The organism is Butyricimonas hominis, assembly GCF_014287455.1.
In the GTDB taxonomy this organism is placed as follows: domain Bacteria; phylum Bacteroidota; class Bacteroidia; order Bacteroidales; family Marinifilaceae; genus Butyricimonas; species Butyricimonas muris.
In genome coordinates, this window is sequence record NZ_JACOOH010000004.1 from 250,597 (window position 1) to 272,337 (window position 21,741).

Annotated in this window: 34 protein-coding genes; 6 read left to right on the plus strand and 28 right to left on the minus strand. The window is 44.7% G+C overall.

The window, feature by feature from the left end:
- Positions 1-113: 113 nt before the first annotated feature.
- The 5 genes from H8S64_RS10100 (at position 114) to H8S64_RS10120 (ending at position 2,996) form a co-directional block, all read left to right on the plus strand.
- A complete protein-coding gene (locus tag H8S64_RS10100) occupies positions 114-614 on the plus strand; it encodes a hypothetical protein (RefSeq protein ID WP_222621173.1) in 501 nt (166 codons plus the stop codon).
- Positions 615-781: 167 nt separating this feature from the next.
- The gene (locus H8S64_RS10105) at positions 782-1,054 is read left to right on the plus strand and encodes a helix-turn-helix domain-containing protein (protein ID WP_176555007.1); all 273 of its coding nucleotides are present in this window, start codon (positions 782-784) and stop codon (positions 1,052-1,054) included.
- A gap of 133 nt (positions 1,055-1,187) precedes the next feature.
- On the plus strand, positions 1,188-1,565 hold the full coding sequence (locus H8S64_RS10110) for a 3TM-type holin (protein ID WP_366482613.1): 378 nt from the start codon (positions 1,188-1,190) through the stop codon (positions 1,563-1,565).
- Between the two features lie 105 nt (positions 1,566-1,670).
- Entirely contained in the window at positions 1,671-2,261 is a 591-nt protein-coding gene (locus H8S64_RS10115; protein WP_186975985.1) for an N-acetylmuramoyl-L-alanine amidase, read from the plus strand.
- Between the two features lie 108 nt (positions 2,262-2,369).
- On the plus strand, positions 2,370-2,996 hold the full coding sequence (locus H8S64_RS10120) for a DUF6266 family protein (RefSeq protein ID WP_186975986.1): 627 nt from the start codon (positions 2,370-2,372) through the stop codon (positions 2,994-2,996).
- 357 nt (positions 2,997-3,353) lie between these two features.
- Here the strand turns inward: H8S64_RS10120 and H8S64_RS10125 are convergent, their stop codons facing one another.
- Together H8S64_RS10125 and eno are read right to left on the minus strand one after the other, a co-directional pair.
- Positions 3,354-4,007, minus strand: a complete 654-nt coding sequence (locus tag H8S64_RS10125) for an aquaporin (RefSeq protein ID WP_099291635.1) — start codon at positions 4,005-4,007, stop codon at positions 3,354-3,356.
- Between the two features lie 208 nt (positions 4,008-4,215).
- Positions 4,216-5,499 carry a phosphopyruvate hydratase gene (eno, locus tag H8S64_RS10130; RefSeq protein ID WP_099291634.1) on the minus strand — a complete coding sequence of 428 codons (1,284 nt, stop codon included), beginning with the start codon at positions 5,497-5,499 and terminating at the stop codon, positions 4,216-4,218.
- A gap of 500 nt (positions 5,500-5,999) precedes the next feature.
- Between eno and H8S64_RS10135 the strand changes: the two genes are divergently transcribed.
- Positions 6,000-8,477 (plus strand): TonB-dependent receptor, encoded by a 2,478-nt coding sequence (locus H8S64_RS10135; RefSeq protein WP_255469503.1) that lies wholly within the window; start codon positions 6,000-6,002, stop codon positions 8,475-8,477.
- Between the two features lie 62 nt (positions 8,478-8,539).
- Here the strand turns inward: H8S64_RS10135 and rplQ are convergent, their stop codons facing one another.
- The 26 genes from rplQ to rplB all read right to left on the minus strand — a co-directional run bounded on the left by rplQ (position 8,540) and on the right by rplB (position 21,740).
- Entirely contained in the window at positions 8,540-9,058 is a 519-nt protein-coding gene (rplQ, locus tag H8S64_RS10140) for a 50S ribosomal protein L17 (protein ID WP_186975987.1), read from the minus strand.
- Positions 9,059-9,063: 5 nt separating this feature from the next.
- Positions 9,064-10,056 carry a DNA-directed RNA polymerase subunit alpha gene (locus tag H8S64_RS10145; protein WP_099291632.1) on the minus strand — a complete coding sequence of 331 codons (993 nt, stop codon included), beginning with the start codon at positions 10,054-10,056 and terminating at the stop codon, positions 9,064-9,066.
- Between the two features lie 16 nt (positions 10,057-10,072).
- Positions 10,073-10,681: a 30S ribosomal protein S4 gene (gene rpsD, locus H8S64_RS10150; RefSeq protein WP_186975988.1), complete on the minus strand. Its 609-nt coding sequence runs from the start codon at positions 10,679-10,681 to the stop codon at positions 10,073-10,075.
- A 37-nt stretch (positions 10,682-10,718) separates the two neighbouring features.
- A complete protein-coding gene (gene rpsK / locus H8S64_RS10155; protein ID WP_099291630.1) occupies positions 10,719-11,108 on the minus strand; it encodes a 30S ribosomal protein S11 in 390 nt (129 codons plus the stop codon).
- Positions 11,109-11,126: 18 nt separating this feature from the next.
- Positions 11,127-11,504 (minus strand): 30S ribosomal protein S13, encoded by a 378-nt coding sequence (gene rpsM / locus H8S64_RS10160; protein WP_099291629.1) that lies wholly within the window; start codon positions 11,502-11,504, stop codon positions 11,127-11,129.
- Positions 11,505-11,536: 32 nt separating this feature from the next.
- Positions 11,537-11,653 carry a 50S ribosomal protein L36 gene (gene rpmJ / locus H8S64_RS10165; protein ID WP_018337663.1) on the minus strand — a complete coding sequence of 39 codons (117 nt, stop codon included), beginning with the start codon at positions 11,651-11,653 and terminating at the stop codon, positions 11,537-11,539.
- A gap of 11 nt (positions 11,654-11,664) precedes the next feature.
- A complete protein-coding gene (gene infA, locus H8S64_RS10170) occupies positions 11,665-11,886 on the minus strand; it encodes a translation initiation factor IF-1 (RefSeq protein WP_018337664.1) in 222 nt (73 codons plus the stop codon).
- 86 nt (positions 11,887-11,972) lie between these two features.
- Entirely contained in the window at positions 11,973-12,734 is a 762-nt protein-coding gene (gene map, locus H8S64_RS10175) for a type I methionyl aminopeptidase (protein WP_186975989.1), read from the minus strand.
- 24 nt (positions 12,735-12,758) lie between these two features.
- Positions 12,759-14,102, minus strand: a complete 1,344-nt coding sequence (secY, locus tag H8S64_RS10180) for a preprotein translocase subunit SecY (RefSeq protein WP_099291627.1) — start codon at positions 14,100-14,102, stop codon at positions 12,759-12,761.
- A gap of 100 nt (positions 14,103-14,202) precedes the next feature.
- Complete coding sequence (rplO, locus tag H8S64_RS10185) at positions 14,203-14,649, minus strand: 50S ribosomal protein L15 (protein WP_099291626.1); 447 nt, start codon at positions 14,647-14,649, stop codon at positions 14,203-14,205.
- 30 nt (positions 14,650-14,679) lie between these two features.
- Positions 14,680-14,862, minus strand: a complete 183-nt coding sequence (rpmD, locus tag H8S64_RS10190) for a 50S ribosomal protein L30 (RefSeq protein WP_099291625.1) — start codon at positions 14,860-14,862, stop codon at positions 14,680-14,682.
- A gap of 13 nt (positions 14,863-14,875) precedes the next feature.
- Positions 14,876-15,382, minus strand: a complete 507-nt coding sequence (gene rpsE / locus H8S64_RS10195) for a 30S ribosomal protein S5 (protein ID WP_099291624.1) — start codon at positions 15,380-15,382, stop codon at positions 14,876-14,878.
- 12 nt (positions 15,383-15,394) lie between these two features.
- Positions 15,395-15,751: a 50S ribosomal protein L18 gene (gene rplR, locus H8S64_RS10200; RefSeq protein WP_099291623.1), complete on the minus strand. Its 357-nt coding sequence runs from the start codon at positions 15,749-15,751 to the stop codon at positions 15,395-15,397.
- Between the two features lie 22 nt (positions 15,752-15,773).
- A complete protein-coding gene (gene rplF, locus H8S64_RS10205) occupies positions 15,774-16,328 on the minus strand; it encodes a 50S ribosomal protein L6 (RefSeq protein WP_099291622.1) in 555 nt (184 codons plus the stop codon).
- A gap of 15 nt (positions 16,329-16,343) precedes the next feature.
- The gene (gene rpsH / locus H8S64_RS10210; protein WP_099291621.1) at positions 16,344-16,739 is read right to left on the minus strand and encodes a 30S ribosomal protein S8; all 396 of its coding nucleotides are present in this window, start codon (positions 16,737-16,739) and stop codon (positions 16,344-16,346) included.
- A gap of 19 nt (positions 16,740-16,758) precedes the next feature.
- Positions 16,759-17,028: a 30S ribosomal protein S14 gene (rpsN, locus tag H8S64_RS10215; protein WP_027201662.1), complete on the minus strand. Its 270-nt coding sequence runs from the start codon at positions 17,026-17,028 to the stop codon at positions 16,759-16,761.
- An 11-nt stretch (positions 17,029-17,039) separates the two neighbouring features.
- Complete coding sequence (gene rplE, locus H8S64_RS10220) at positions 17,040-17,588, minus strand: 50S ribosomal protein L5 (protein ID WP_099291620.1); 549 nt, start codon at positions 17,586-17,588, stop codon at positions 17,040-17,042.
- Between the two features lie 117 nt (positions 17,589-17,705).
- Positions 17,706-18,029, minus strand: coding sequence for a 50S ribosomal protein L24 (gene rplX / locus H8S64_RS10225; RefSeq protein WP_186975990.1), 324 nt, complete (start codon positions 18,027-18,029; stop codon positions 17,706-17,708).
- A gap of 96 nt (positions 18,030-18,125) precedes the next feature.
- On the minus strand, positions 18,126-18,491 hold the full coding sequence (rplN, locus tag H8S64_RS10230; RefSeq protein WP_018337676.1) for a 50S ribosomal protein L14: 366 nt from the start codon (positions 18,489-18,491) through the stop codon (positions 18,126-18,128).
- 2 nt (positions 18,492-18,493) lie between these two features.
- On the minus strand, positions 18,494-18,748 hold the full coding sequence (gene rpsQ / locus H8S64_RS10235) for a 30S ribosomal protein S17 (RefSeq protein WP_018337677.1): 255 nt from the start codon (positions 18,746-18,748) through the stop codon (positions 18,494-18,496).
- A 6-nt stretch (positions 18,749-18,754) separates the two neighbouring features.
- Positions 18,755-18,949, minus strand: coding sequence for a 50S ribosomal protein L29 (gene rpmC, locus H8S64_RS10240; protein WP_099291618.1), 195 nt, complete (start codon positions 18,947-18,949; stop codon positions 18,755-18,757).
- Positions 18,950-18,991: 42 nt separating this feature from the next.
- Complete coding sequence (gene rplP / locus H8S64_RS10245) at positions 18,992-19,411, minus strand: 50S ribosomal protein L16 (RefSeq protein ID WP_099291617.1); 420 nt, start codon at positions 19,409-19,411, stop codon at positions 18,992-18,994.
- Positions 19,412-19,440: 29 nt separating this feature from the next.
- Positions 19,441-20,166, minus strand: coding sequence for a 30S ribosomal protein S3 (gene rpsC / locus H8S64_RS10250; RefSeq protein ID WP_099291616.1), 726 nt, complete (start codon positions 20,164-20,166; stop codon positions 19,441-19,443).
- 4 nt (positions 20,167-20,170) lie between these two features.
- The gene (gene rplV / locus H8S64_RS10255) at positions 20,171-20,590 is read right to left on the minus strand and encodes a 50S ribosomal protein L22 (RefSeq protein WP_099291615.1); all 420 of its coding nucleotides are present in this window, start codon (positions 20,588-20,590) and stop codon (positions 20,171-20,173) included.
- Positions 20,591-20,626: 36 nt separating this feature from the next.
- Positions 20,627-20,896 carry a 30S ribosomal protein S19 gene (gene rpsS, locus H8S64_RS10260; protein WP_018337682.1) on the minus strand — a complete coding sequence of 90 codons (270 nt, stop codon included), beginning with the start codon at positions 20,894-20,896 and terminating at the stop codon, positions 20,627-20,629.
- Positions 20,897-20,915: 19 nt separating this feature from the next.
- On the minus strand, positions 20,916-21,740 hold the full coding sequence (gene rplB / locus H8S64_RS10265) for a 50S ribosomal protein L2 (RefSeq protein ID WP_099291614.1): 825 nt from the start codon (positions 21,738-21,740) through the stop codon (positions 20,916-20,918).
- Position 21,741: the final 1 nt, after the last annotated feature.

The window sequence follows — 21,741 nt, forward strand, 5'->3', positions numbered from 1 at the left end:
TCCGTTTCAACGGCACCACATCGCCGGGAGAACTCTACAAGCTATTGCTGAAGAAAGAAGCCATCGTAACCCGCGCCATCTGCCAAACCGTGCTCGCCGCCGCCAACAACAAGATGATACTCTCCATGGTACAGCAACACCTGCTCGACATGAAAGGCACCATCACCTTCCGCAACGGGCATTACACCCACCGTTTCCTGCGCGTGACGAAAGACGGTGTTCCCCTGCCCCCGGAACAACTGGACACTCCCACCCGCTTCCGCGCGGACGACTACCTGCGGGTGGTACAGGATGCCTACCTCCGTTTACACGGGTGGACGAACGGGCTGCCTCCCGTCCCTCCCTCGCCGCTATGCCTAAACGTCACCGAATCGGAAGCTGCCGAGATGCTATCATTCCTCTTCGACACGGGCATCGCCGGATGCACGCGTGAAGAATGGCGAAAGAAAGACTTCATCCACTACTTCTGCCGCGCATGGAACCTCCCCCCAAACAAAGACTACGACACCCTCATGAGTCACGTCAAAAGTCGACCGAACCCAACCACCTTTCTGGACAAAATAAAACGAATATACCTCGACCATATCGAACAAAAAGATTGCAACCGACAATAACACCCGATGTTCCACCCCTTTCATGTCCGCCCTCCCCCGGGAATGGCGGACTTTTTTGTCCTTCACCCCACACATCCCCTTCCGAAAAATACCAAAATCCACGTACCGCCCGTGAACCTTCACTAGTGGCAACGGACTATTTTTATAATAACAAAAAAATAAATATCATGAAAAACATCAATTTAATCGAAGCCATCGTCGCTCTCGTCAAAGCAGTATCGCTCCTGACTGCCAAAATCGCCAAACTCATCCTCACCATCGAGAAAATCCCCGCCCGGCTACACTCCGAATGGGTGGACTCGACGGAAGTGTGCAAAATACTGAACATCCAACCCAACACCCTCTACAAACACGTCAAAAAATACAACATCCCCACCCGGAAAGTAGGCAAAAAATCCTACTACCGGTTGAAAGATATCGAAAGACTGTTAGTGGAATAAATTTTAAGGGCATCGAATTCGATGCCTTTAGTATGATAATCTACACTGTCCATATCCCCCAACATCCACATATCGCCCGTAACGGGAAAGGAAAATCATGGCTATATCTTTGTCCCGACAAAAAAACAAAGATATGATGAAACCTTTAACAACACTTATCAACGCAATTGGCGAAACAGTAGACCGCCTGACTCTCCCCGCGAGAGAAAAAAGACAACTGGAAGCGGAACTGACTGAAAAACTCCGGACACACGTCGAAAAACTGGCAGAAGAACAAAGTTCGGTACTCCGGGAAGAAGCCCGGGGCAATTGGTTGCAACGCTCGTGGCGCCCCTTGGTGATGCTGACATTCGCGACCATCATCCTCACGGGCACATTCGTCAGCCTGCCTATCCTCGCTGACACCTCCCGTTTCTGGGACTTGCTCGAAATCGGTCTTGGCGGTTATGTCATCGGACGCGGCGGAGAAAAAATTTTACAAACCATCACCCGGAAACGACGCCGGTTTTAATTTATGATTTACGATTGAGGTTACACCAACAACGTTCCCTTGCAATCACAAAATCATTGAATCGACAATCACAGAATAATTCATTTTAAATTCTAAATTTCTACCGTGGACATACTAAACCATCGTCTTGTAGACTGCCATGCAGTTCACTTGACTTGCTCGAAAAATACCAGATTGCTGAAAGACCCGGACACCATCGTCTTACACTACACGGCAGGCAGAAACGCCCTATCATCAGCACTTTATCTTTGCCGCCCCGACGTGGGAGCATCCGCCCACCTCGTGATCGCCCGTGACGGGGAGCTCATCCAACTCGTGCCCTTCAACGTGGAGGCATGGCACGCCGGGCGCAGCTACTACCGGGGACGTGCCGAATTCAATCATTTCTCTATCGGCATTGAACTCGACAACCTCGGAAAACTGCAAAGAAAAGGCGAACGTTTTTTCGCCGAATGTGGGGTGGAAGTAATGCCTTCCGAGGTCTACGCGGACTACGCGAACGACAAACTCACGTACTGGCACAAATACACCGACGCACAAGTTGAAACCCTGCGCCAAGTATGTCGCCTGCTAATCTCCGCGTACCCCATCTACCACATCCTGCACCACTCGGACATCACCTCCCGTAAACTCGATCCGGGTCCCGCACTCCCGGAGATCACGTTGGAGAGTTTGTTACTCGGCAGGAGCGAGTAACAAGTTACAGGTTCAATATTAAAAAATTTGCATCCGATGTATCGGATCCATGCAAAGGGTGCAAAATTCATTTTCAATTTTCAATTTTCAACTTTCAATTATTAAGTTATGGCAAAATTCAATTCCTATTTACTCGGAAAAATCAGAAACTCAGTAGGTAACGTAACCACATGTTACGTGAACAAACAAAACATTGCAAAGGCGAAAATCTTCGCCCGCAAAGATGTCAAAACCCCGGAAATACTGGCACAGCGAGCCCGAATGAAAGCCTTAACGGCAATCGTCCGGAGAGCGCTGCCCGTCATCCGGAAAGGATTCGCGGGAATCGGCAAAGGCTCACCCTCGAATGCCTTCACCGCCGCCAACATGGGCGCTATCGTGGTTGACGAAAAGTATAACACCACGATCGACTACGAGCATTTATTGCTGGGAAACGGTATGCTCTACCCTCCCAAAGTAAGCGCGGAGTACACCGAAGAGACGAAAAAGTATTCGTTCATGCAAGAAACACAAGAAAGCGAAGACGGTTTTGCCCTCCCGAATGACAAAGTGTACGCCGTCTTGCTCGAGGAAACCATGAACCGCACCAAACTGGTCGCACTCCGTGACCGGGGAGAAAGCGGCAGCACCAGCTACGCCCTCCCGGAAGACTGGGATGCCTCAAAAGTCCATGTCTATTGCTTCGCCACCACGAAAAACGGTAGAAGCGCTTCCGACAGCTTATTGATTCAGTGATTTACGATTTTAGATTTCAGATTCCGGCCGCACAGGCATTGCTCTCGGGCGGCCGGAATTTTTCATTTTCAATTTTCAACTTTCAATTTTCAATTTTCAATTGTATGAATTATTTTCTTACCGGCATGTTCTTCACCCTCAGCATCAACACCTTTCTCTCGCAAATAGCAGACAGTCTGATCGCGGGAACGGTCAGCCTGTTGGGCGGTGTACTAAGTTCCATCATCGTCGCTTGGCTTAAACGACAATGGGACAGGAGAAACTGATTTAGGGTTATACCCCTAAAAAGTATCTAAAAAAGAAAAGTTTTTAGGGTTATAGCCCTAAAAACTTTTCGTATCAAATCACATATTGATCTTATTTACATTTCTGGCACTCGAAATATTTCCATACCCCGGCAGCGCAAACAGCACCCAAGAAAGGAGCCACGATAAACAGCCACAATTGGCTCAACGCCTTACCACCCTCGAACAACGCCGGAGCGATACTTCTTGCCGGATTCACGGATGTTCCCGTCACGGGGATACAAACAATATGAATCAACACCAACGCGAGACCGATAGCCAGCCCGGCAAACCCGGCAGGTGCATTGGCACTGGTAGACCCCAGTACAACCAGAATAAAGATAAAGGTAAAGACAAATTCCGCCACGAAAGCAGGCACCGCGTTACCTTCCCCGTACATGTTCGCACCTGTTCCTTCCAATCCCATTCCGGAAGAAATCACGTAAAGAATCGCCGAACCGATAAGGGCACCGATGACTTGAAACAACATATACATACCGGCATCTTTGCCACTCATTCGTCCCGCCAAGAGCACACCCAACGTAATCGCCGGATTGATATGGCAACCGGAAATACTACCAATCGTGTAAACCATTGCCAACACGGACAAACCAAATGCAAACGCAATACCCAAGAAACCGATCTCACTTCCGGCAATCACCGCACTCCCACATCCCATAAGCACCAAAACCATCGTTCCGATCATTTCAGCTAAATACTTTTTCATAATTCTTGCTATTTAGATTGATAATCATTACAATAACACACGATTATTGCAACACACTTGTACATTTAAACAACAAGTTTAAGAAAAATATCTTTCCATTATTCACATCTGCCATTATTTTTCACCATCTCCAATGGCAAGTTACACGATAAAAATAGTGAAAGTGCCCTTCATCAGGACACTTTCACTATTTTATAAAATTCGTAATCTACTTAGAAAACTTACGACCGTGGAATTGAGCGCTATCACCCAATTCTTCCTCGATACGAAGCAATTGATTGTATTTTGCCATACGATCGGAACGGCTCAATGAACCTGTCTTGATCTGACCGGAGTTCGTGGCAACAGCGATGTCGGCAATCGTGGCATCCTCCGTCTCCCCGGAACGATGTGAAGTCACCGAAGTGTAACCTGCGCGATGAGCCATCTCGATAGCATCCAACGTTTCGGTCAAAGTACCGATCTGGTTTACCTTAATCAAGATAGAATTGGCGCACCCCATATCAATACCTTTCTTCAAGTATTGCACGTTGGTCACGAACAGGTCATCACCTACCAATTGGCAACGGTCACCGATACGTTTTGTCAGCAATTGCCAGCCATCCCAGTCATTCTCGCTCATTCCGTCCTCGATAGAATCGATCGGATAACGGGATATCAACTCTTCCAGATAATCCACTTGTTGCGCGGAAGTACGTTTGGCACCCGTGGCCCCCTCGAACTTGGAATAGTCATAAATACCATCCTTGTAGAACTCGGAAGAAGCGCAATCCAAACCAATCATTACATCCTCGCCCGCCTTGTACCCGGCAGCCTCGATAGCCTTTATAATAGATTCCAACGCATCCTCTGTCCCTTTCAACGCGGGAGCGAAACCACCCTCGTCGCCGACAGCCGTACTCAATCCTCTATCGTGAAGTACTTTTTTCAAACTATGGAAAACCTCGGCGCCCATACGCAAAGCCTCACGGAAAGATTCCGCCCCCACGGGACGAATCATAAACTCCTGAAAAGCAATCGGAGCGTCGGAATGAGACCCCCCGTTAATAATATTCATCATCGGAACCGGTAAAACTTTAGCATTTACCCCACCGATATAACGGTACAACGGCATCTCCAAAGCATTGGCAGCAGCCTTGGCACAAGCCAAAGATACGCCCAACAAAGCATTGGCGCCCAAATTACTCTTGGTCGGGGTTCCGTCAAGTTCAAGCAACGTCCGGTCAATACCGACTTGATCCGTCACTTCCATTCCCAACAACGCATCGGCAATCACCGTGTTTACATTATTCACGGCTTTGGTCACACCCTTACCGCCATATCTTTTTTTATCACCATCACGCAATTCCAATGCTTCATGTTCTCCGGTGGATGCCCCGGACGGCACAGCAGCACGTCCCATCACTCCACATTCCAAAAGAACATCTACTTCTACTGTCGGGTTCCCTCTGGAATCCAACACTTCTCTTCCTATAACTTCAGTAATGTACATTCTTCTTTACTTTAAAAAGTTGGTAAATAAATTGTTGTGACTAAGGTACGTAAAACAAACGAAAAAGTCACCCGAAATAGTTTATAAAGTTTTTAAAGTTTATAAAATGCATAAAGTCAAGAATCTATCGAGAACATCACTTCTGAATAAAACCACTACCACAACCTCCACTATAAACAGTTCCTCTCTATATACCTCTTTTTCCACGTTCAAGACTGTATTCCAGCACCTCCTCTGTTTATAGAGGAGGTGGATGCGAAGCAGACGGAGAGCTAGTCACTATCTTCACTTTGGGAAATTTTTTATTTTAATAATCTCTTCTAACGTAAAAAAAGAAAGGTATAGAGTAAACTTCAAGGACATTATAAACCTTTTCCGATTAAATTTGTCTTATTGTCACGGAGGAAGATCAAGGATACAAGCGATTTGAAATTTAGAATTTAAAATCTAAAATTGACTTGTCTTTCTCCGAGGAATGTTCAAAATTGTGTATAAAGTGTATGAGTAAAATGAAAGATGTCGTCTTGACTATCTTCCTTGTCTTATTGGGCACTGCCGTGTTCTCGCAAACCGGACAAACGGGAAGTATCAAGGGGAAGATTATCGACGCGAAGACAAAAGAAGCCCTAGAGTTTGTAAACGTAAGTATCCGGACAAAAGATTCCGGCAAAACGTTAGTCACGGGAACAGTGACCGACTCCACCGGAGTGTTCCACTTGAGTAGAATTAAAAACGGTACTTATATTCTCTCCGCATCCTATATCGGGTATCGGACGCTGGAAAAGGAGTTCACGATCTCCTCGAAAGAGAGAAATATCAACCTGCGCAACCTCCTTCTGGAGGAAGATGCCCAAGCAATCAGCGAAGTTCAAGTAGTCGCGCAACGCGCTCAAATGAGGTTCGAGATTGATAAAAAGGTTTTTGACGTGGCCTCTAACATCTCTCAAGCGGGAGGATCGGCAAGTGATATTCTCGGCAATATTCCCTCCGTGGAAGTGGACAACGAGGGGGAAATCTCCCTGCGGGGTAATTCCAGCGTGACGATCTGGATTAACGGGAAAGCATCCGGCTTGACCGCGGATAACCAAGCACAGATACTTGAGCAGATTCCGGCGGAAAGTATCGAACGGATAGAACTAATCACCAATCCCTCGGCAAAATTCAGCCCGGAAGGGACATCAGGCATTATCAATATTATCCTAAAAAAAGACCGGAAAGCAGGCTATTACGGAAGCATACAAACCGGAGCCGATACACAGGGCGGCTATAATGCCAGCGCCAATATAAACTACAATAGCGGCAAAGTGGAAACCTACCTGAACGCCGGATACCGGCAAAGGAAATCGGAGGGGGAAGACAATACCAACCGCACGAACACGGACGAAGCAGGTAACCCCGTTTCCTACTTGAACCAGAAAGGAAAAAGTGACCGGAACGGTAGCTCGGTATTCGTCCGCGCGGGAATTACCTATAACTTTACCCCCAAGGATCACTTGAGTCTGGAAGCATTCGCGCACTTCGGGGATCGGAAATCGGACAATATGATCCGTTACGAGAGCAACGTGCCAGGATCTTTCACCACGAGCGAACGACTGACGCATTCCAAGAATTCGTCGAACGGCAATAATATCAATCTGGACTATAAACACGAATTCAATAAAAACAGCAACATCACCGCCCGCGCTTCATGGGACTTGTGGAAATCGGACGGTACGGACACGTACAAGCAACACTCGTTTTACCCGGAAGGAAAAGAAACCGCTTCATGGCAACAACAGGAAAGCGACAACCGCAGCCAATCATGGGAATTTCAAGTGGACTATGTAAATAAATTCAGCGAAGACAGTAAAGTGGAAGCCGGGTACAAAGGCTCGCTCAGCAACCGGAAAAGTCCCGTGGAAACCTATTCCGGGGCAACGGAAGCATCTGCCGTGCTAGACGAACTATTGTTCAACAAATACATATACGACCAGAATATACAGGCTCTATATGCCACGTATTCGACCAAATTAAACCAATTCGGGGTACAAGTCGGGTTACGGGGAGAATACACGGATACCGAAACGAAATCATTGGGTTACGGGGAACACCGGAGCGAGGTGAAACCTTACAAAAATGACTACTTCAGTCTGTTCCCCAGTGTATTTCTTTCGTACAGCCTGCCGAAAGACAACGAAGTACAAATAAATTACACCCGTCGCATTTCCCGTCCCCGCGGATGGCAGCTAAACCCGTTCGTGAACATGACTGACTCGCTCAATATCTCGTATGGCAACCCGTACCTCGATCCGGAGTTCTCCAACTCCTTCGAGGTAAACTACATTAAGAACTGGGAAAAACACACGCTTTCACTTTCCGCGTACTATCGGAACACGGATGATGTCATCCAACGTATCCGCTACCGCGAGGGAGACGTGATGAAAAGCACTTCCGCCAATATCACGCGATCGTCGTCCACCGGAGCCGAAATCGTGGCAAAGAACAAGTTTTTCAGCTTTCTGGATATAACGACCACCATGAATCTCTATTACAACAAGCTGGACGGCTTCTCGTACACGCCGGAAGGAACCGACACCCCGGTAACAGGGGAAAAAGATGATAATTTCTCGTGGAATGCCAAAATGATCGCCAATGCCATGCTTCCCTACGCTATTTCCCTACAGGCAACGGGGAATTATAATTCGAGACGGATCATTGCCCAAGGACACCGGAAATCCAATTACAGCATAGATCTCGGTGCCCGGAAATCGTTCTTCAACCGGAAAGTTACTTTCAGCGTAAACGTACAGGATATCCTTAATTCCCGCAACTGGCATAGTGTCACCTCCGGCAACGGCTTCCGTCAAGATAGCGATAGCTGGAGAAAAGGGCAAGTATTCCGCTTCACCCTAAGCTACAATTTCGGCAACATGAAAGCCACCCCCAAAAAACAACAACGCCAACAGAATGAAATGAATGGCATAGAAGAGGAATTTTAGTTTGTAACAAACAAACAAACCCCGGACTCACGTCCGGGGTTTCTTTATATCTGAATTTCAAATTATTCAGCCTTGGGAGCTTCCTCCTCTGTCTTCGGAGCTTCTTCAACCGGAGTTTCAGCAGCAGCCTCAGCAACAGGAGCGGCTTCTTTCTTGGCAGAAGTAGATCTCTTACGACGAGTCGTTTTCTTCACTTCTTCTTTCTTCACTTCCGTGTAAGTCGTGTTGTAATCAACCAATTCGATCATACACATTTCCGCGTTATCACCCAAACGGTTACCCAATTTCAAAATACGGGTGTAACCTCCCGGACGGTTAGCAATCTTCTCCGCGATGTCACTAAACATTTCAGCAACAACTTCTTTACGACGAAGATAAGAGAACACGGTTCTTCTAGAGTGAGTCGTGTCGTTTTTGGCCTTAGTCAAAAGCGGCTCAACATAGACCTTCAAAGCCTTAGCCTTAGCAACTGTCGTTCGGATTCTCTTGTGAAGAATCAAAGAACAAGCCATGTTAGAAAGCATCGCGTGTCTGTGCGAGCTAGTTCTACCCAAATGGTTAACTTTCTTATTATGTCTCATCTTACTTACTCTTTGTCTAATTTATACTTGGCAACATCCATACCGAATTCAAGGTTGTTGTTCTCCAGAAGGGCTTCCAACTCGGTCAAGGACTTCTTACCGAAGTTTCTGAACTTCAACAAGTCGTTCTTGTTAAATTGAACAAGCTCCCCTAAAGTTTCTACCTCAGCCGACTTCAAGCAGTTAAGTGCACGAACGGAAAGATCCATGTCCACCAATTTTGTTTTCAGCAACTGACGCATGTGCAATACCTCTTCATCGAACTCTTCGTTTCCATATTTATCCTCTGTTTCGAGAGTAATCTTTTCATCAGAGAATAACATGAAGTGATGGATCAAAATTTTAGCCGCCTCTTTCAACGCATCCGTCGGGTTGATAGAACCGTCGGTTTCGATCTCGAACACCAAACGTTCGTAGTCGGTCTTACCCTCCACGCGGTAGTTCTCGATTTCGTATTGCACGTTCTTGATCGGCGTGTAAATAGCATCGATAGGAATTACCCCGATTTCAGCGTCTGCAGGCATGTTCTCTGAAGCAGGAACATAACCGCGTCCTTTCTGAATGGTTAATTCTATCTCAAGGCTCGTGGCTGTATCCATGTTACAGATCACCAATTCCGGATTCAAAACTTCAAAGCTTTTCAGGAACTGGTTCATAGCACCGGCAGCAAACGTCTCTTGTCCGGAAACAGTAACGGTTAGCTTTTCAAACTCCACGTCCTCCACTTTTCTTTTCAACCGAACCTGTTTCAAGTTCAAGATAATCTCGGTCACATCTTCGATGACACCGGGGATCGTCGCGAACTCATGATCTACACCTTGAATTTTAATACCGGTAATCGCAAAGCCTTCCAAAGAAGACAACAAAATTCTGCGTAGTGGATTACCAATAGTGATGCCGTAACCTGGCTCCAACGGGCGGAATTCGAATTTACCGAATCTTTCCGTTGATTCAAGCATGATTACTTTGTCCGGTTTCTGGAAAGCTAATATTGCCATATATATTTTTATTTTACTACTTAGAATATAACTCTACGATTAACTGCTCTTTAATGTTCTCCGGGATATCTGATCTTTCCGGTACATTAAGTAGTTTCCCACTCATAGCGGCAGCATCCCACTCTAACCAAGAGTATCTGCTACTTCTATTTCCTCTCAGTGAATCATTGATCACCTCCAAAGATTTGGATTTTTCTCTGACAGCTACAACATCGCCCGGGCGAATGCGACATGACGGGATGTTGCATACTTTACCGTTCACGGTGATATGTCTGTGAGATACATACTGACGAGCAGCAGCACGCGTAGGAGCTACTCCTAAACGGTAAACGATATTATCCAGACGGCACTCCAACAATTGGAGCAATACCTCACCGGTAACACCTTTACTACTCTCGGCTTTCTCAAACAAGATACGGAATTGTCTTTCCAACAAACCGTAAGTATATTTGGCTTTTTGTTTCTCTTTCAATTGAGTTCCGTACTCGGAAATCTTCTTTCTACGGTGAGCTATTCCGTGTTGTCCAGGAGGATAGTTACGACGTTCTAACGCTTTATCCGGTCCAAAAATGGGCTCACCAAACTTTCTTGCTATTTTAGACTTAGGTCCTGTATATCTAGCCATTTCTATTTGATTTTTAAAATTACACCCAATATATTAATTACACTCTTCTCCGTTTCGGAGGACGACATCCATTGTGCGGAAGCGGCGTAACGTCAATGATCTCGGCAACCTCGATACCGCAAGCGTGGATCGCACGAATTGCAGACTCTCTACCGTTACCCGGTCCTTTAACATATACCTTAACTTTTCTCATACCCAAGTCGAAAGCAACTTTACCGCAATCGGTAGCTGCCGTCTGGGCTGCATAAGGGGTGTTTTTCTTTGATCCTCTAAATCCCATCTTACCTGCCGATGACCAAGAGATAACTTGTCCGTTAGCGTTCGTCATAGAGATAATGATGTTATTAAAAGATGAATGAACGTGTGCTTGTCCCACGGCCTCTACTTTAACTAGCCGTTTCTTGTTAGATGTAGACTTCTTTGCCATAATTCAATCTCTTATCAATTATTTAGTTGCTTTCTTCTTGTTAGCAACAGTTTTCTTCTTACCCTTTCTCGTGCGGGCATTGTTCTTCGTGCTCTGTCCTCTTACGGGAAGACCGATACGATGTCTGATTCCTCTGTAACAACCGATATCCATCAGTCGTTTGATGTTCATCTGAACCGATGTTCTCAACTCTCCTTCTACTTTGTACCCATCATTGATGACCTTACGTACAGCAGCTAGTTGATCGTCATTCCAGTCCTTTACCTTAGTGTCAAAATCGATGCCGGCCTTTTCTAATATGGTCCTGGCACTACTTCTACCTATACCGAAGATATAGGTTAGAGCTATTTCCCCTCTTTTGTTTGAGGGCAAATCTACACCAACGATTCTTGCCATAAAACTCTTTTACGTTTTTACTTAATTAATAATCAACCCTGACGTTGTTTAAATTTCGGGTTCTTCTTGCAAATGACGAATAAAACGCCCTTTCTTCTTACAATCTTGCAATCAGCACTACGCTTCTTGACAGATGCTCTTACTTTCATTGCTCTACAATTTAATTTTTATATCTGAATGTTATCCTACCTTTCGTGAGATCGTAAGGGGACATATCCACTCTCACTTTATCTCCCGGAAGTATTTTTATATAGTGCATCCGCATCTTTCCTGAAATATGAGCCGTAATGATATGCCCGTTTTCCAGTTCGACACGAAACATAGCATTCGACAATGCTTCCGTTATCACTCCATCTTGCTCTATTGAAGGCTGTTTCGCCATAATTCAATTTTAGATTTTAGATTTTAGATTTTAAATTAACCCTTCATTTCCCAATTTACAATCTAAAATTTGCAATTTACAATTTCCTAATCTTCTATATATTCAAATGTTGACAAAATATCAGCTTCTCCTTTTCCGATAGCTATCGTGTGCTCGAAATGGGCTGCCGGCAAATGATCTCTTGTCTTGATCGTCCACCCGTCCGCCATCTGAAACACGTTACGCGCTCCCATGTTTATCATAGGCTCAATGGCTATCACCATCCCTACCTTCAACTTACAACCTTGTCCCCGGCGACCGTAATTCGGAACCTGAGGTTCTTCATGCAAATTCTTCCCTACCCCGTGTCCTACCAATTCTCTCACGACGGAAAAACCGTTCGCTTCGGCGTATGATTGTACGGCATAACCGATATCTCCTGTCCGCATTCCCGCTACTGCCTGTCCAATCCCTTTGTACAAGCTGTCTTTCGTCACTTGTAAAAGTTTTTTCACTTCATCGCTAATCTCCCCGACAGCAAACGTATAGGCGCTATCCCCGTAAAAGCCATTCTTCACAACCCCACAATCAACGGATACGACATCACCTTCTTCTAAACAACGAGAGGACGGTATCCCATGAACCACTTCATCATTCACTGAAATGCAAAGCGTGTTCGGAAAACCTCCATACCCGAGAAATCCGGGAATGCCACCGTTGGAACGGATAAAATCTTCCGCTATCTTGTCCAACTCTAAAGTCGAAATACCCGGGCGAACGTGTTTGGACACCTCACCCAGAGTCTTTCCTACTAATCGGTTGCTTTCCCGCAATAACTCAATCTCCTCCTGTGTCTTTAAAAAAATCATGCCGCAAAAGTACAATATTTTTCTTTAATACGCAGCAGGTCCGCCAGGATTTTTACCTTTGATTCGTCCCGACTTCATCAACCCGTCGTAGTGACGCATCAACAAGTGAGACTCGATTTGCTGTAATGTATCTAAAACTACACCCACCAAAATCAACAAAGATGTACCTCCATAAAATTGGGCAAACTGATGGTTCACGCCCGATATTTGAGCGAAAGCCGGAAGAATAGCCACAATTCCCAAGAAGATAGAGCCCGGAAGAGTGATTCTCGACATAATCGTATCAAGGAACTCCATGGTTTTTCTTCCCGGTTTTACTCCCGGAATAAATCCGCCGTTCTTCTTCATATCCTCTGACATCTGCATCGGATTTACCGTGATCGCCGTGTAGAAATAAGTAAACGCGACAATCAATACAAAGAACGTGAAATTATACCAGAACCCGGTGAAGTCAGAGAATGCCGCTGCAAACCCGGACAATCCCTCCGCGTTGGAGAAATTAATCAAGGATACCGGCAACAACATAATAGCTTGAGCGAAAATGATAGGCATAACCCCGGCAGCGTTGATCTTCAACGGAATGTATTGACGAACACCACCGTATTGTTTGTTACCCACGATTCTCTTGGCATACTGTACAGGCACTTTACGCGTTCCCTGTACAAGTAGAATGGAACCGCAGAACACGAGAAACAATATTATCAATTCGATCAGGAAAGCTACTAATCCTCCTCCCTGCTGAGTCACTCTGGAAGTTACTTCTGCAACGAAAGCAAATGGCAAACGAGCGATGATACCAATCATGATGATGATCGAAACACCGTTCCCGATTCCCTTATCCGTGATTCTCTCTCCCAGCCACAGGACAAACATGGAGCCTGCCGCCATAATCACGATAGAGGGAAGTTGGAATTGCCAAAAACCGGTAGACACGAAAGCCTCTACAGGCACCTGAGCTTTTAAGTTTGTAAGATACGCCGAACCTTGTAATACGAGGATAACCAAAGTAAGGTACCGCGTGATTTGGTTAATCTTACGTCTTCCACTCTCTCCTTCTTTCTGCAAGCGCTGGAAATAAGGAACTGCAATTCCCAATAACTGCACCACGATGGAGGCGGAAATGTAAGGCATAATACCCAAAGCAAATACTGACGCGTTCGAGAACGCTCCCCCCGAGAACATGTCCAACAAGCCTAAAACGCCGCTGGAAGTTTGATCTTTCAAGGCCTGCAAGCCATGAGGGTCGATACCGGGCAGTACGATCTCTGTTCCTAACCTGTAAACGAGAATAAGCCCAAGCGTAGTTAAAATCCTAGTCTTGAGCTCCTCTATTTTCCAAATGTTCTTTAATGTATCAAATAACTTCATAAGTTCTTTCTTTTAAGGCATTGATCTGGGTTTTGTTAAAGTTGCTTCAAAAATAGTAATTCTATTTTAAAAACAACTTTAAACGCCCAAATTTTTAATCTTACAATTTAACTACCGTTCCGCCCGCAGCCTCAATAGCTGCTATAGCCTTAGCGGAGAAAGCATTAGCTTTCACTTCCAGCTTAGTAGTTAACGCTCCATCACCTAATACCTTAAGAAGATCGTTCTTAGACATTAATCCGGCTTGAATCAAAACGTCTTTTTCAATTACTGTAAGATTTTCTCTCTCGGCCAAATCCTGAAGCATCCCTACATTAATAGCTTTATACTCTACTCTATTTATATTTTTAAAGCCAAATTTCGGTACACGTCTCTGCAAAGGCATCTGTCCTCCCTCAAAACCGATCTTGGATTTATAACCCGATCTTGATTTCGCACCTTTATGTCCTCTTGTAGAAGTACCTCCTTTTCCGGAACCCTGACCGCGACCAATTCTTTTCTCTCTGTGAGTTGATCCGGCAGCCGGTGTTAAGCTACTTAAATCCATTGTATACTATCTTTAAAATAGGTTCGACAATTACTTTACTTCCTCAACGCGAACCAAGTGTTTAACCTTGGCTACCATACCCATGATCTGGGGTGAGGTTTCGTGTTCAACACTACTGTTTACTCTTCCGAGGCCTAACGCGTTCAAAGTACCAAGCTGACGCTTATCGCTACCGCTTCTACTTTTTACCAGTGTAATTTTAATCTTTGCCATCGTTCATTCAGTTTTATCCGTTAAACACTTTGTCAAGACTAATGCCTCTCTGCTGAGCAATCATTCGGGGATCTCTCAATAACTTCAAAGCCGCAAAAGTAGCTTTTACCAAGTTGTGAGGGTTGGATGATCCTTTCGATTTTGCCAACACGTCTTTAATCCCGGCACTCTCCAATACGGCACGCATAGCACCTCCGGCTACCAGCCCGGTACCTGAAGAAGCGGGACGCATAAATACGGTTGCTCCGCTATATTTAGCTTCTTGCTCGTGAGGAAGAGTTCCTTTCAATACAGGCACTTTTATCAAATTTTTCTTCGCGGCTTCAACACCTTTTGAAATAGCGGTTGTTACCTCGTTAGCTTTACCTAACCCGTAACCTACCGTACCATTCTCGTCGCCTACCACCACGATTGCAGAGAAACTGAAGGTTCTACCTCCCTTGGTAACCTTAGTTACGCGGTTGATAGCCACCAATCTGTCTTTCAATTCCAAGTCTGCACTATTAATCTTCTGTTCCATGCTCGCCTACTTTTAAAAATTAAGACCACCGTTACGAGCTGCATCTGCTAATGCTTTCACTCTTCCGTGATACAAATACCCGTTTCTGTCAAACACAACAGCTTCGATACCGGCTGCCTTTGCTTTTTCAGCAATCATTGCACCCAACAATTGTGCCTGTTCTGTCTTGTTGCCTTTCTTTTCAGCAATCTCTTTGCAGAGTGAAGTTGCTGAAACCAATGTCTTTCCGGCATTATCATCAATCAACTGAGCAGAGATTTGTTTGTTTGAACGGAACACCGTCAAACGAGGTCTCTCAGCAGTTCCGAAGACTACTTTACGTATTCTTCTTTTTATTCTTATTCTTCTTTCTACCTTAGTTAAAGCCATAACATTACTTTTTTACAGGTGATTAAACTTTAGCTGATTTACCAGCCTTACGACGAAGAACTTCACCCACAAATTTGATACCTTTACCCTTGTAAGGCTCCGGTTTACGGAATGAACGGATCTTGGCCGCTACCTGACCGATAAGTTGCTTATCGCAACTTTCCAGCGTAATAATCGGGTTAGCACGTTTTTCATTGAGTACGCTCACCTTCACTTCATTCGGTAACACCAAGAAGATCCCGTGTGAATAACCTAACCCTAATTCAAGAACCTGACCTTCAGCATTCGCTCTGTAACCTACTCCGACCAACTCTTGTTTGATCGTGTAACCTTCAGAAACACCTACAACCATGTTATGAATCAAAGCACGATATAAACCATGCATGGCTTTATGAGCTTTATCTTCTGACGGACGCTCAACAACAAGTTGAGTTCCTTCCACCTTCACGATCATATCTCCGTGTACGTCCTGAGAAAGTTCTCCCTTCGGACCCTTTACCACGACCGTGTTGTTAGGATTTACAGTTACTGTAACCCCTTGTGGTATATCTATTGGTAATTTTCCTATTCGTGACATTTTCCGCCCTTTTTATTAATAAACATAGCACAATACTTCACCGCCAACATTCTTTTGGCGAGCTTCTTTATCAGACATTACGCCCAATGACGTTGACAAAATCGCGATACCCAATCCGTTCAGCACGCGAGGCATGTCCTCTACATTCGTGTAACGTCTCAGACCCGGTTTTGAAACACGTGTCAATGTTCTAATGGCGGGCATTTTCGTCTCGGGATGATACTTCAAAGCGATTTTGATATTGCTTCTGATACCATCTTGCTCAAACTTGTAATTCAGGATATATCCTTTTTCCTTTAAGATCTTGGTCATTTCCCGTTTCATCTTTGATCCCGGGATATCCACTACTTTATGACCTGCCTTCACTGCATTTCTGATGCGTGTAAGGAAATCTGCTATTGGATCTGTCATCTCTTCAAATTTTTAAATATTACCAACTAGCCTTCTTAACTCCGGGTATAAGCCCCGCAGAAGCCATCTCGCGGAATTGAATTCTGCTTATACCAAACTGTCTCATGTACCCTCTCGGTCTTCCTGTCAGCTTGCATCTGTTGTGCAAACGAACGCGACTGGAGTTTTTCGGTAGAAGGCTCAATCCAATGTAGTCTCCTTCCTCTTTTAATTTAGCTCGTTTCGCGGCGTACTTTTCTACCAATTTTGCACGCTTAACCTCACGGGCCTTCATTGATTCTTTTGCCATTTCGCTTTTTTTTAGTTCTTTTTAAATGGTAATCCAAATTCTCGTAGAAGAGCAAAAGCCTCTTCGTCGGTATTAGCCGAAGTTACAAAAGTGATGTTCATACCCATGATCTTGTGAACACTGTCCAACACGATTTCCGGGAATATGATTTGCTCCTCTATTCCTAAAGTGTAATTTCCTCTTCCGTCAAGCTTATTGTTGATTCCTTTGAAATCACGGATACGCGGAAGCGCGGAAACAATAAGTCTTTCTAAAAATTCATACATACGTTCTTTACGCAAAGTCACTCTTACGCCGATCGGCATGCCCTTACGTAATTTAAAGTTAGAAACGTCCTTGGTTGATTTACAAGTTACGGGCTTCTGACCGGTGATGGTCGCGATCTCGTTCACTGAAAACTCAAGGATCTTCTTATCCTGAATGGATGATCCCACACCCTGATTGATTACTATCTTCTCCAATTTGGGCGCCTGCATAACTGACTTGTATCCGAACTCCTTCATTAAAGTCGGTACAATTTCTTCGCTATACTTCTTTTTGTAATTTGGTACGTATTTCATTTATAATATTTGTTATAATGCCTCACGGCATATCATTTTCATTTTGCGGCTGCAAAACTACAAATTAAAATCATAAATTGCAAGTTGCTCTATAACAACCTGCAATTTTATTTATTCTTACTTCAACTCCTGACCGGATCTCTTAGCGTATCTCACTAATTTTCCTTCTGCGTTCCGGCGGCGTCCGATTTTGGTCGGCTTTCCGGTTTGCGGGTCAACAACGTTCAAGTTGGAGATGTGGATTGGAGCTTCTTTCTTAATGATTCCTCCTTGCGGGTGAGCGGCGTTGGGTTTGGTATGTTTACTTACCAGATTGATACCCTCAACAATAGCTCTTTGCTTTTCCGGAATCATTTCAAGTACCTTTCCTTGTTTCCCTCTGTCTTCTCCTGCATTTACTTGAACTAAGTCACCTTTCTTTATATGAAACTTCTTGCTCATCGTATAAATTATTTATGATTTATGATTTACGATTTATGATTTCAAGACTTCCGATCATTATTTCAATCTAAAATCTAAAATCATAAATCTAAAATCTTAAAGTACTTCGGGGGCTAAAGATACAATCTTGGTATAACCCTCACGAACTTCTCTGGCAACAGGTCCGAAGATACGAGTTCCTCTCATTTCTCCCGCGTTGTTCAACAACACGCAAGCGTTATCATCAAAGCGGATATAAGATCCGTCCGGACGTCTGTACTCTTTGCTTACACGAACTACCACTGCCTTACTAACGGTTCCCTTCTTAATATCACCGTTCGGGATGGCGTTCTTCACGGTAACAACGATTTTATCGCCTACGCGTGCGTATCTTTTCTTGGTACCACCAAGAACACGGATACAAAGCACTTCTCTGGCGCCGCTGTTATCGGCTACGGTCAATCTACTCTCTTGTTGTATCATGATTACTTAGCTCTTTCAATGATTTCAACTAATCTCCATCTCTTGGTCTTGCTCAAGGGACGGGTTTCCATAATTCTCACGGTATCCCCGATGTTACATTCGTTCTTCTCATCGTGGGCGGTGAACTTTTTGGTCTTGCTGACGAACTTCCCGTAAATCGGGTGCTTCTCCTTAAAGTGAACAGCAACCGTGATAGACTTGTCCATCTTGTTGCTTACCACAAGACCGGTACGCTCTTTTCTAAGATTTCTTTCCATTTTCTACTACTTGTTTAATTCACGCTTGCGTAACTCCGTCATCAATCTAGCGATGTTTCTTCTTGTAGCCCGTATCAACATCGGGTTCTCAAGAGGAGAAACAGCATGGTTCATCTTCAACTTCGTCAAGGCCGATTGCTCTGTAGCGATCTTCTCCTTTATCTCTTCTGTGGTTAATTCACAAATTTCTGATTGTTTCATTTCTCTTACATTTTTTCGTTTCGAAATTCAAATAGTCAACGACTACTCGGAATAATCACGTCTAACCACAAACTTCGTAGCGATGGGCAACTTTTGAGCCGCTAAACGCAATGCTTCTTTAGCGATTGCATAAGGTACTCCATCTGCTTCGAAAAGAATACGTCCCGGTGTAACCGGAGCAACGAACCCTTCCGGAGATCCCTTACCCTTACCCATACGAACCTCAGCGGGTTTTTTAGTAATAGGTTTATCTGGAAATATACGAATCCATATCTGACCCTGTCTTTGCATGTAACGAGTTACCGCAACACGGGCTGCTTCAATCTGGCGTTGTTCGATCCACATGTTCTCCAACGCCTTGATCCCGAAAGATCCGAATGCCAGTTCATGTCCTCTTTGGGCATTCCCTCTCATTCTCCCTTTCTGCGACCTTCTGTATTTAGTCCTCTTTGGCTGTAACATAGCTCTTGATCTGTTTAAAAGTTAAAAGACTATTTTTTTCTCTTTTTAAACCCGCCTTTTTTGCCGGCATTATTCGGACGGTTGTTCTCTCTCGGAGCACTTACCAGCGCGTTCGGAACCAGTTCGCGTTTACCGTAAACCTCTCCTTTGCAAATCCAAACTTTAATACCCAGCTGACCGTAGGTAGTCAAAGCCTCGGCCTGAGCGTAGTCTATATCAGCGCGGAACGTGTGCAACGGAATTCTACCTTCCTTGTAGATTTCGGCTCTCGCCATTTCCGCACCGTTCAAACGACCGGAGATCAAAATTTTGATACCTTCCGCTCCCATTCTCATGGTTGAAGCGATAGCCATCTTGATAGCTCTACGGTAAGCTACGCGGCCTTCCAACTGACGAGCTATGTTATTGCCCACGATCACGGCATCCAATTCCGGACGCTTGATCTCGAAGATATTAATTTGAACTTCCTTATCGGTGATCTTCTTCAACTCCTCTTTCAACTTGTCAACTTCCTGACCTCCTTTACCGATGATAATACCCGGACGAGCGGTGTTGATCGTGATAGTGATGAGTTTCAAAGTTCTCTCGATAACAATTTTAGCGATTCCTGCTTTAGCGAGACGGGCGTTCAGATACTTTCTGATCTTGTAATCTTCCACCAATTTATCGCCATAGTTTTTACCGCCAAACCAGTTAGAATCCCATCCTTTGATGATTCCTAATCTATTGCTTATTGGATTAACTTTCTGTCCCATGTAACTATTCTTTAGTAATGTTTTCTACAGCTGTCTTGCTTCCCAGCACGATCGTCACGTGATTTGAACGTTTACGAATCCGGTGTGCTCTTCCTTGCGGGGCCGGTCTAAGTCTTTTCAACATACCTGCACCGTCAACGAAAATCTCTTTCACGAACAGGGCAGCTTCGTCAACACGCTTCCCTTCGTTCTTCTGTTCCCAGTTTGCAATCGCTGAAAGCAACAGCTTTTCAACCTTACGAGCAGCTTCTTTAGGACAAAACTTAAGCATATCCAAAGCTTTCTGTACATCTACTCCGCGAACCAAGTCTGCCACCAATCTCATTTTTTGAGGAGATGTAGGACAATCGCGAAGAATTGCAAAAGCCTTCTCTTTTTTGGCTTCTTTATTCTGATTTGCTCTTAATCTTTTTCTTGCACCCATTTTAATACATCTTCTTTAGTTCAACCTTACCATGCATTATTTTTTCTTCTTATCAGCATGGCCTCTAAATGTACGCGTCGGCGCAAATTCTCCCAATTTATGACCTACCATATTTTCAGTCACGAATACCGGGATAAATTTATTACCGTTGTGTACAGCGATAGTGTGCCCTACGAAGTCCGGAGAAATCATGGAATGACGAGCCCAGGTTTTAACAACCGATTTCTTATTGGACTCATTCATCACCAATACTTTTTTCTCTAGCTTGAAATCTATAAAAGGGCCTTTTTTTAACGAACGACTCATAACATCAATAATTAATCAGTTATTTTTTCCTTCTTTCTATGATATACTTGCTAGAGTGCTTCTTCGGAGCTCTAGTCTTGTATCCTTTAGCCAACAAGCCTTTTCTTGAGCGAGGATGTCCTCCTGAAGCGCGGCCTTCACCACCACCCATCGGGTGATCAACCGGGTTCATCACGACACCTCTCACGCGAGGTCTGCGACCTAACCAGCGCGTACGACCGGCTTTACCTGAACGTTCCAAAGCGTGGTCGGAGTTAGACACCGTACCTACTGTGGCGCGACAAGCTGCCAACACCATACGAACCTCACCGGAAGGTAACTTGATAGAAACGTATTTACCGTCTCTCGCCACTAACTGAGCGTATGAACCGGCACTACGAGCCATCACGGCTCCCTGCTGCGGTCTCAACTCGATGTTATGAATGATTGTACCTAGTGGGATTTCAGATAAGAACAAAGAATTACCTACTTCCGGAGCAACACCTGCACCACTCATCACGGTTTGATCAATTTGCAACCCGTCCGGTGCCACGATGTAACGTTTTTCTCCGTCTGCATACACTAATAGAGCAATTCTCGCCGTACGATTGGGATCGTACTCGATCGTTGCAACACGAGCCGGAACATTATCCTTATCGCGTTTGAAATCTATTATTCTGTATCTTTGTTTATGACCACCACCTATATATCTCATTGTCATTTTACCGGAATGGTTACGTCCACCGGTTCTTTTCTTCGGTCCTAACAATGATTTCTCAGGTCTATCTGTAGTCAACTGATCAAAGGTAATCGCTACCTTATGTCTCTGACCAGGAGTTACAGGGTTTAATTTTCTTACAGCCATC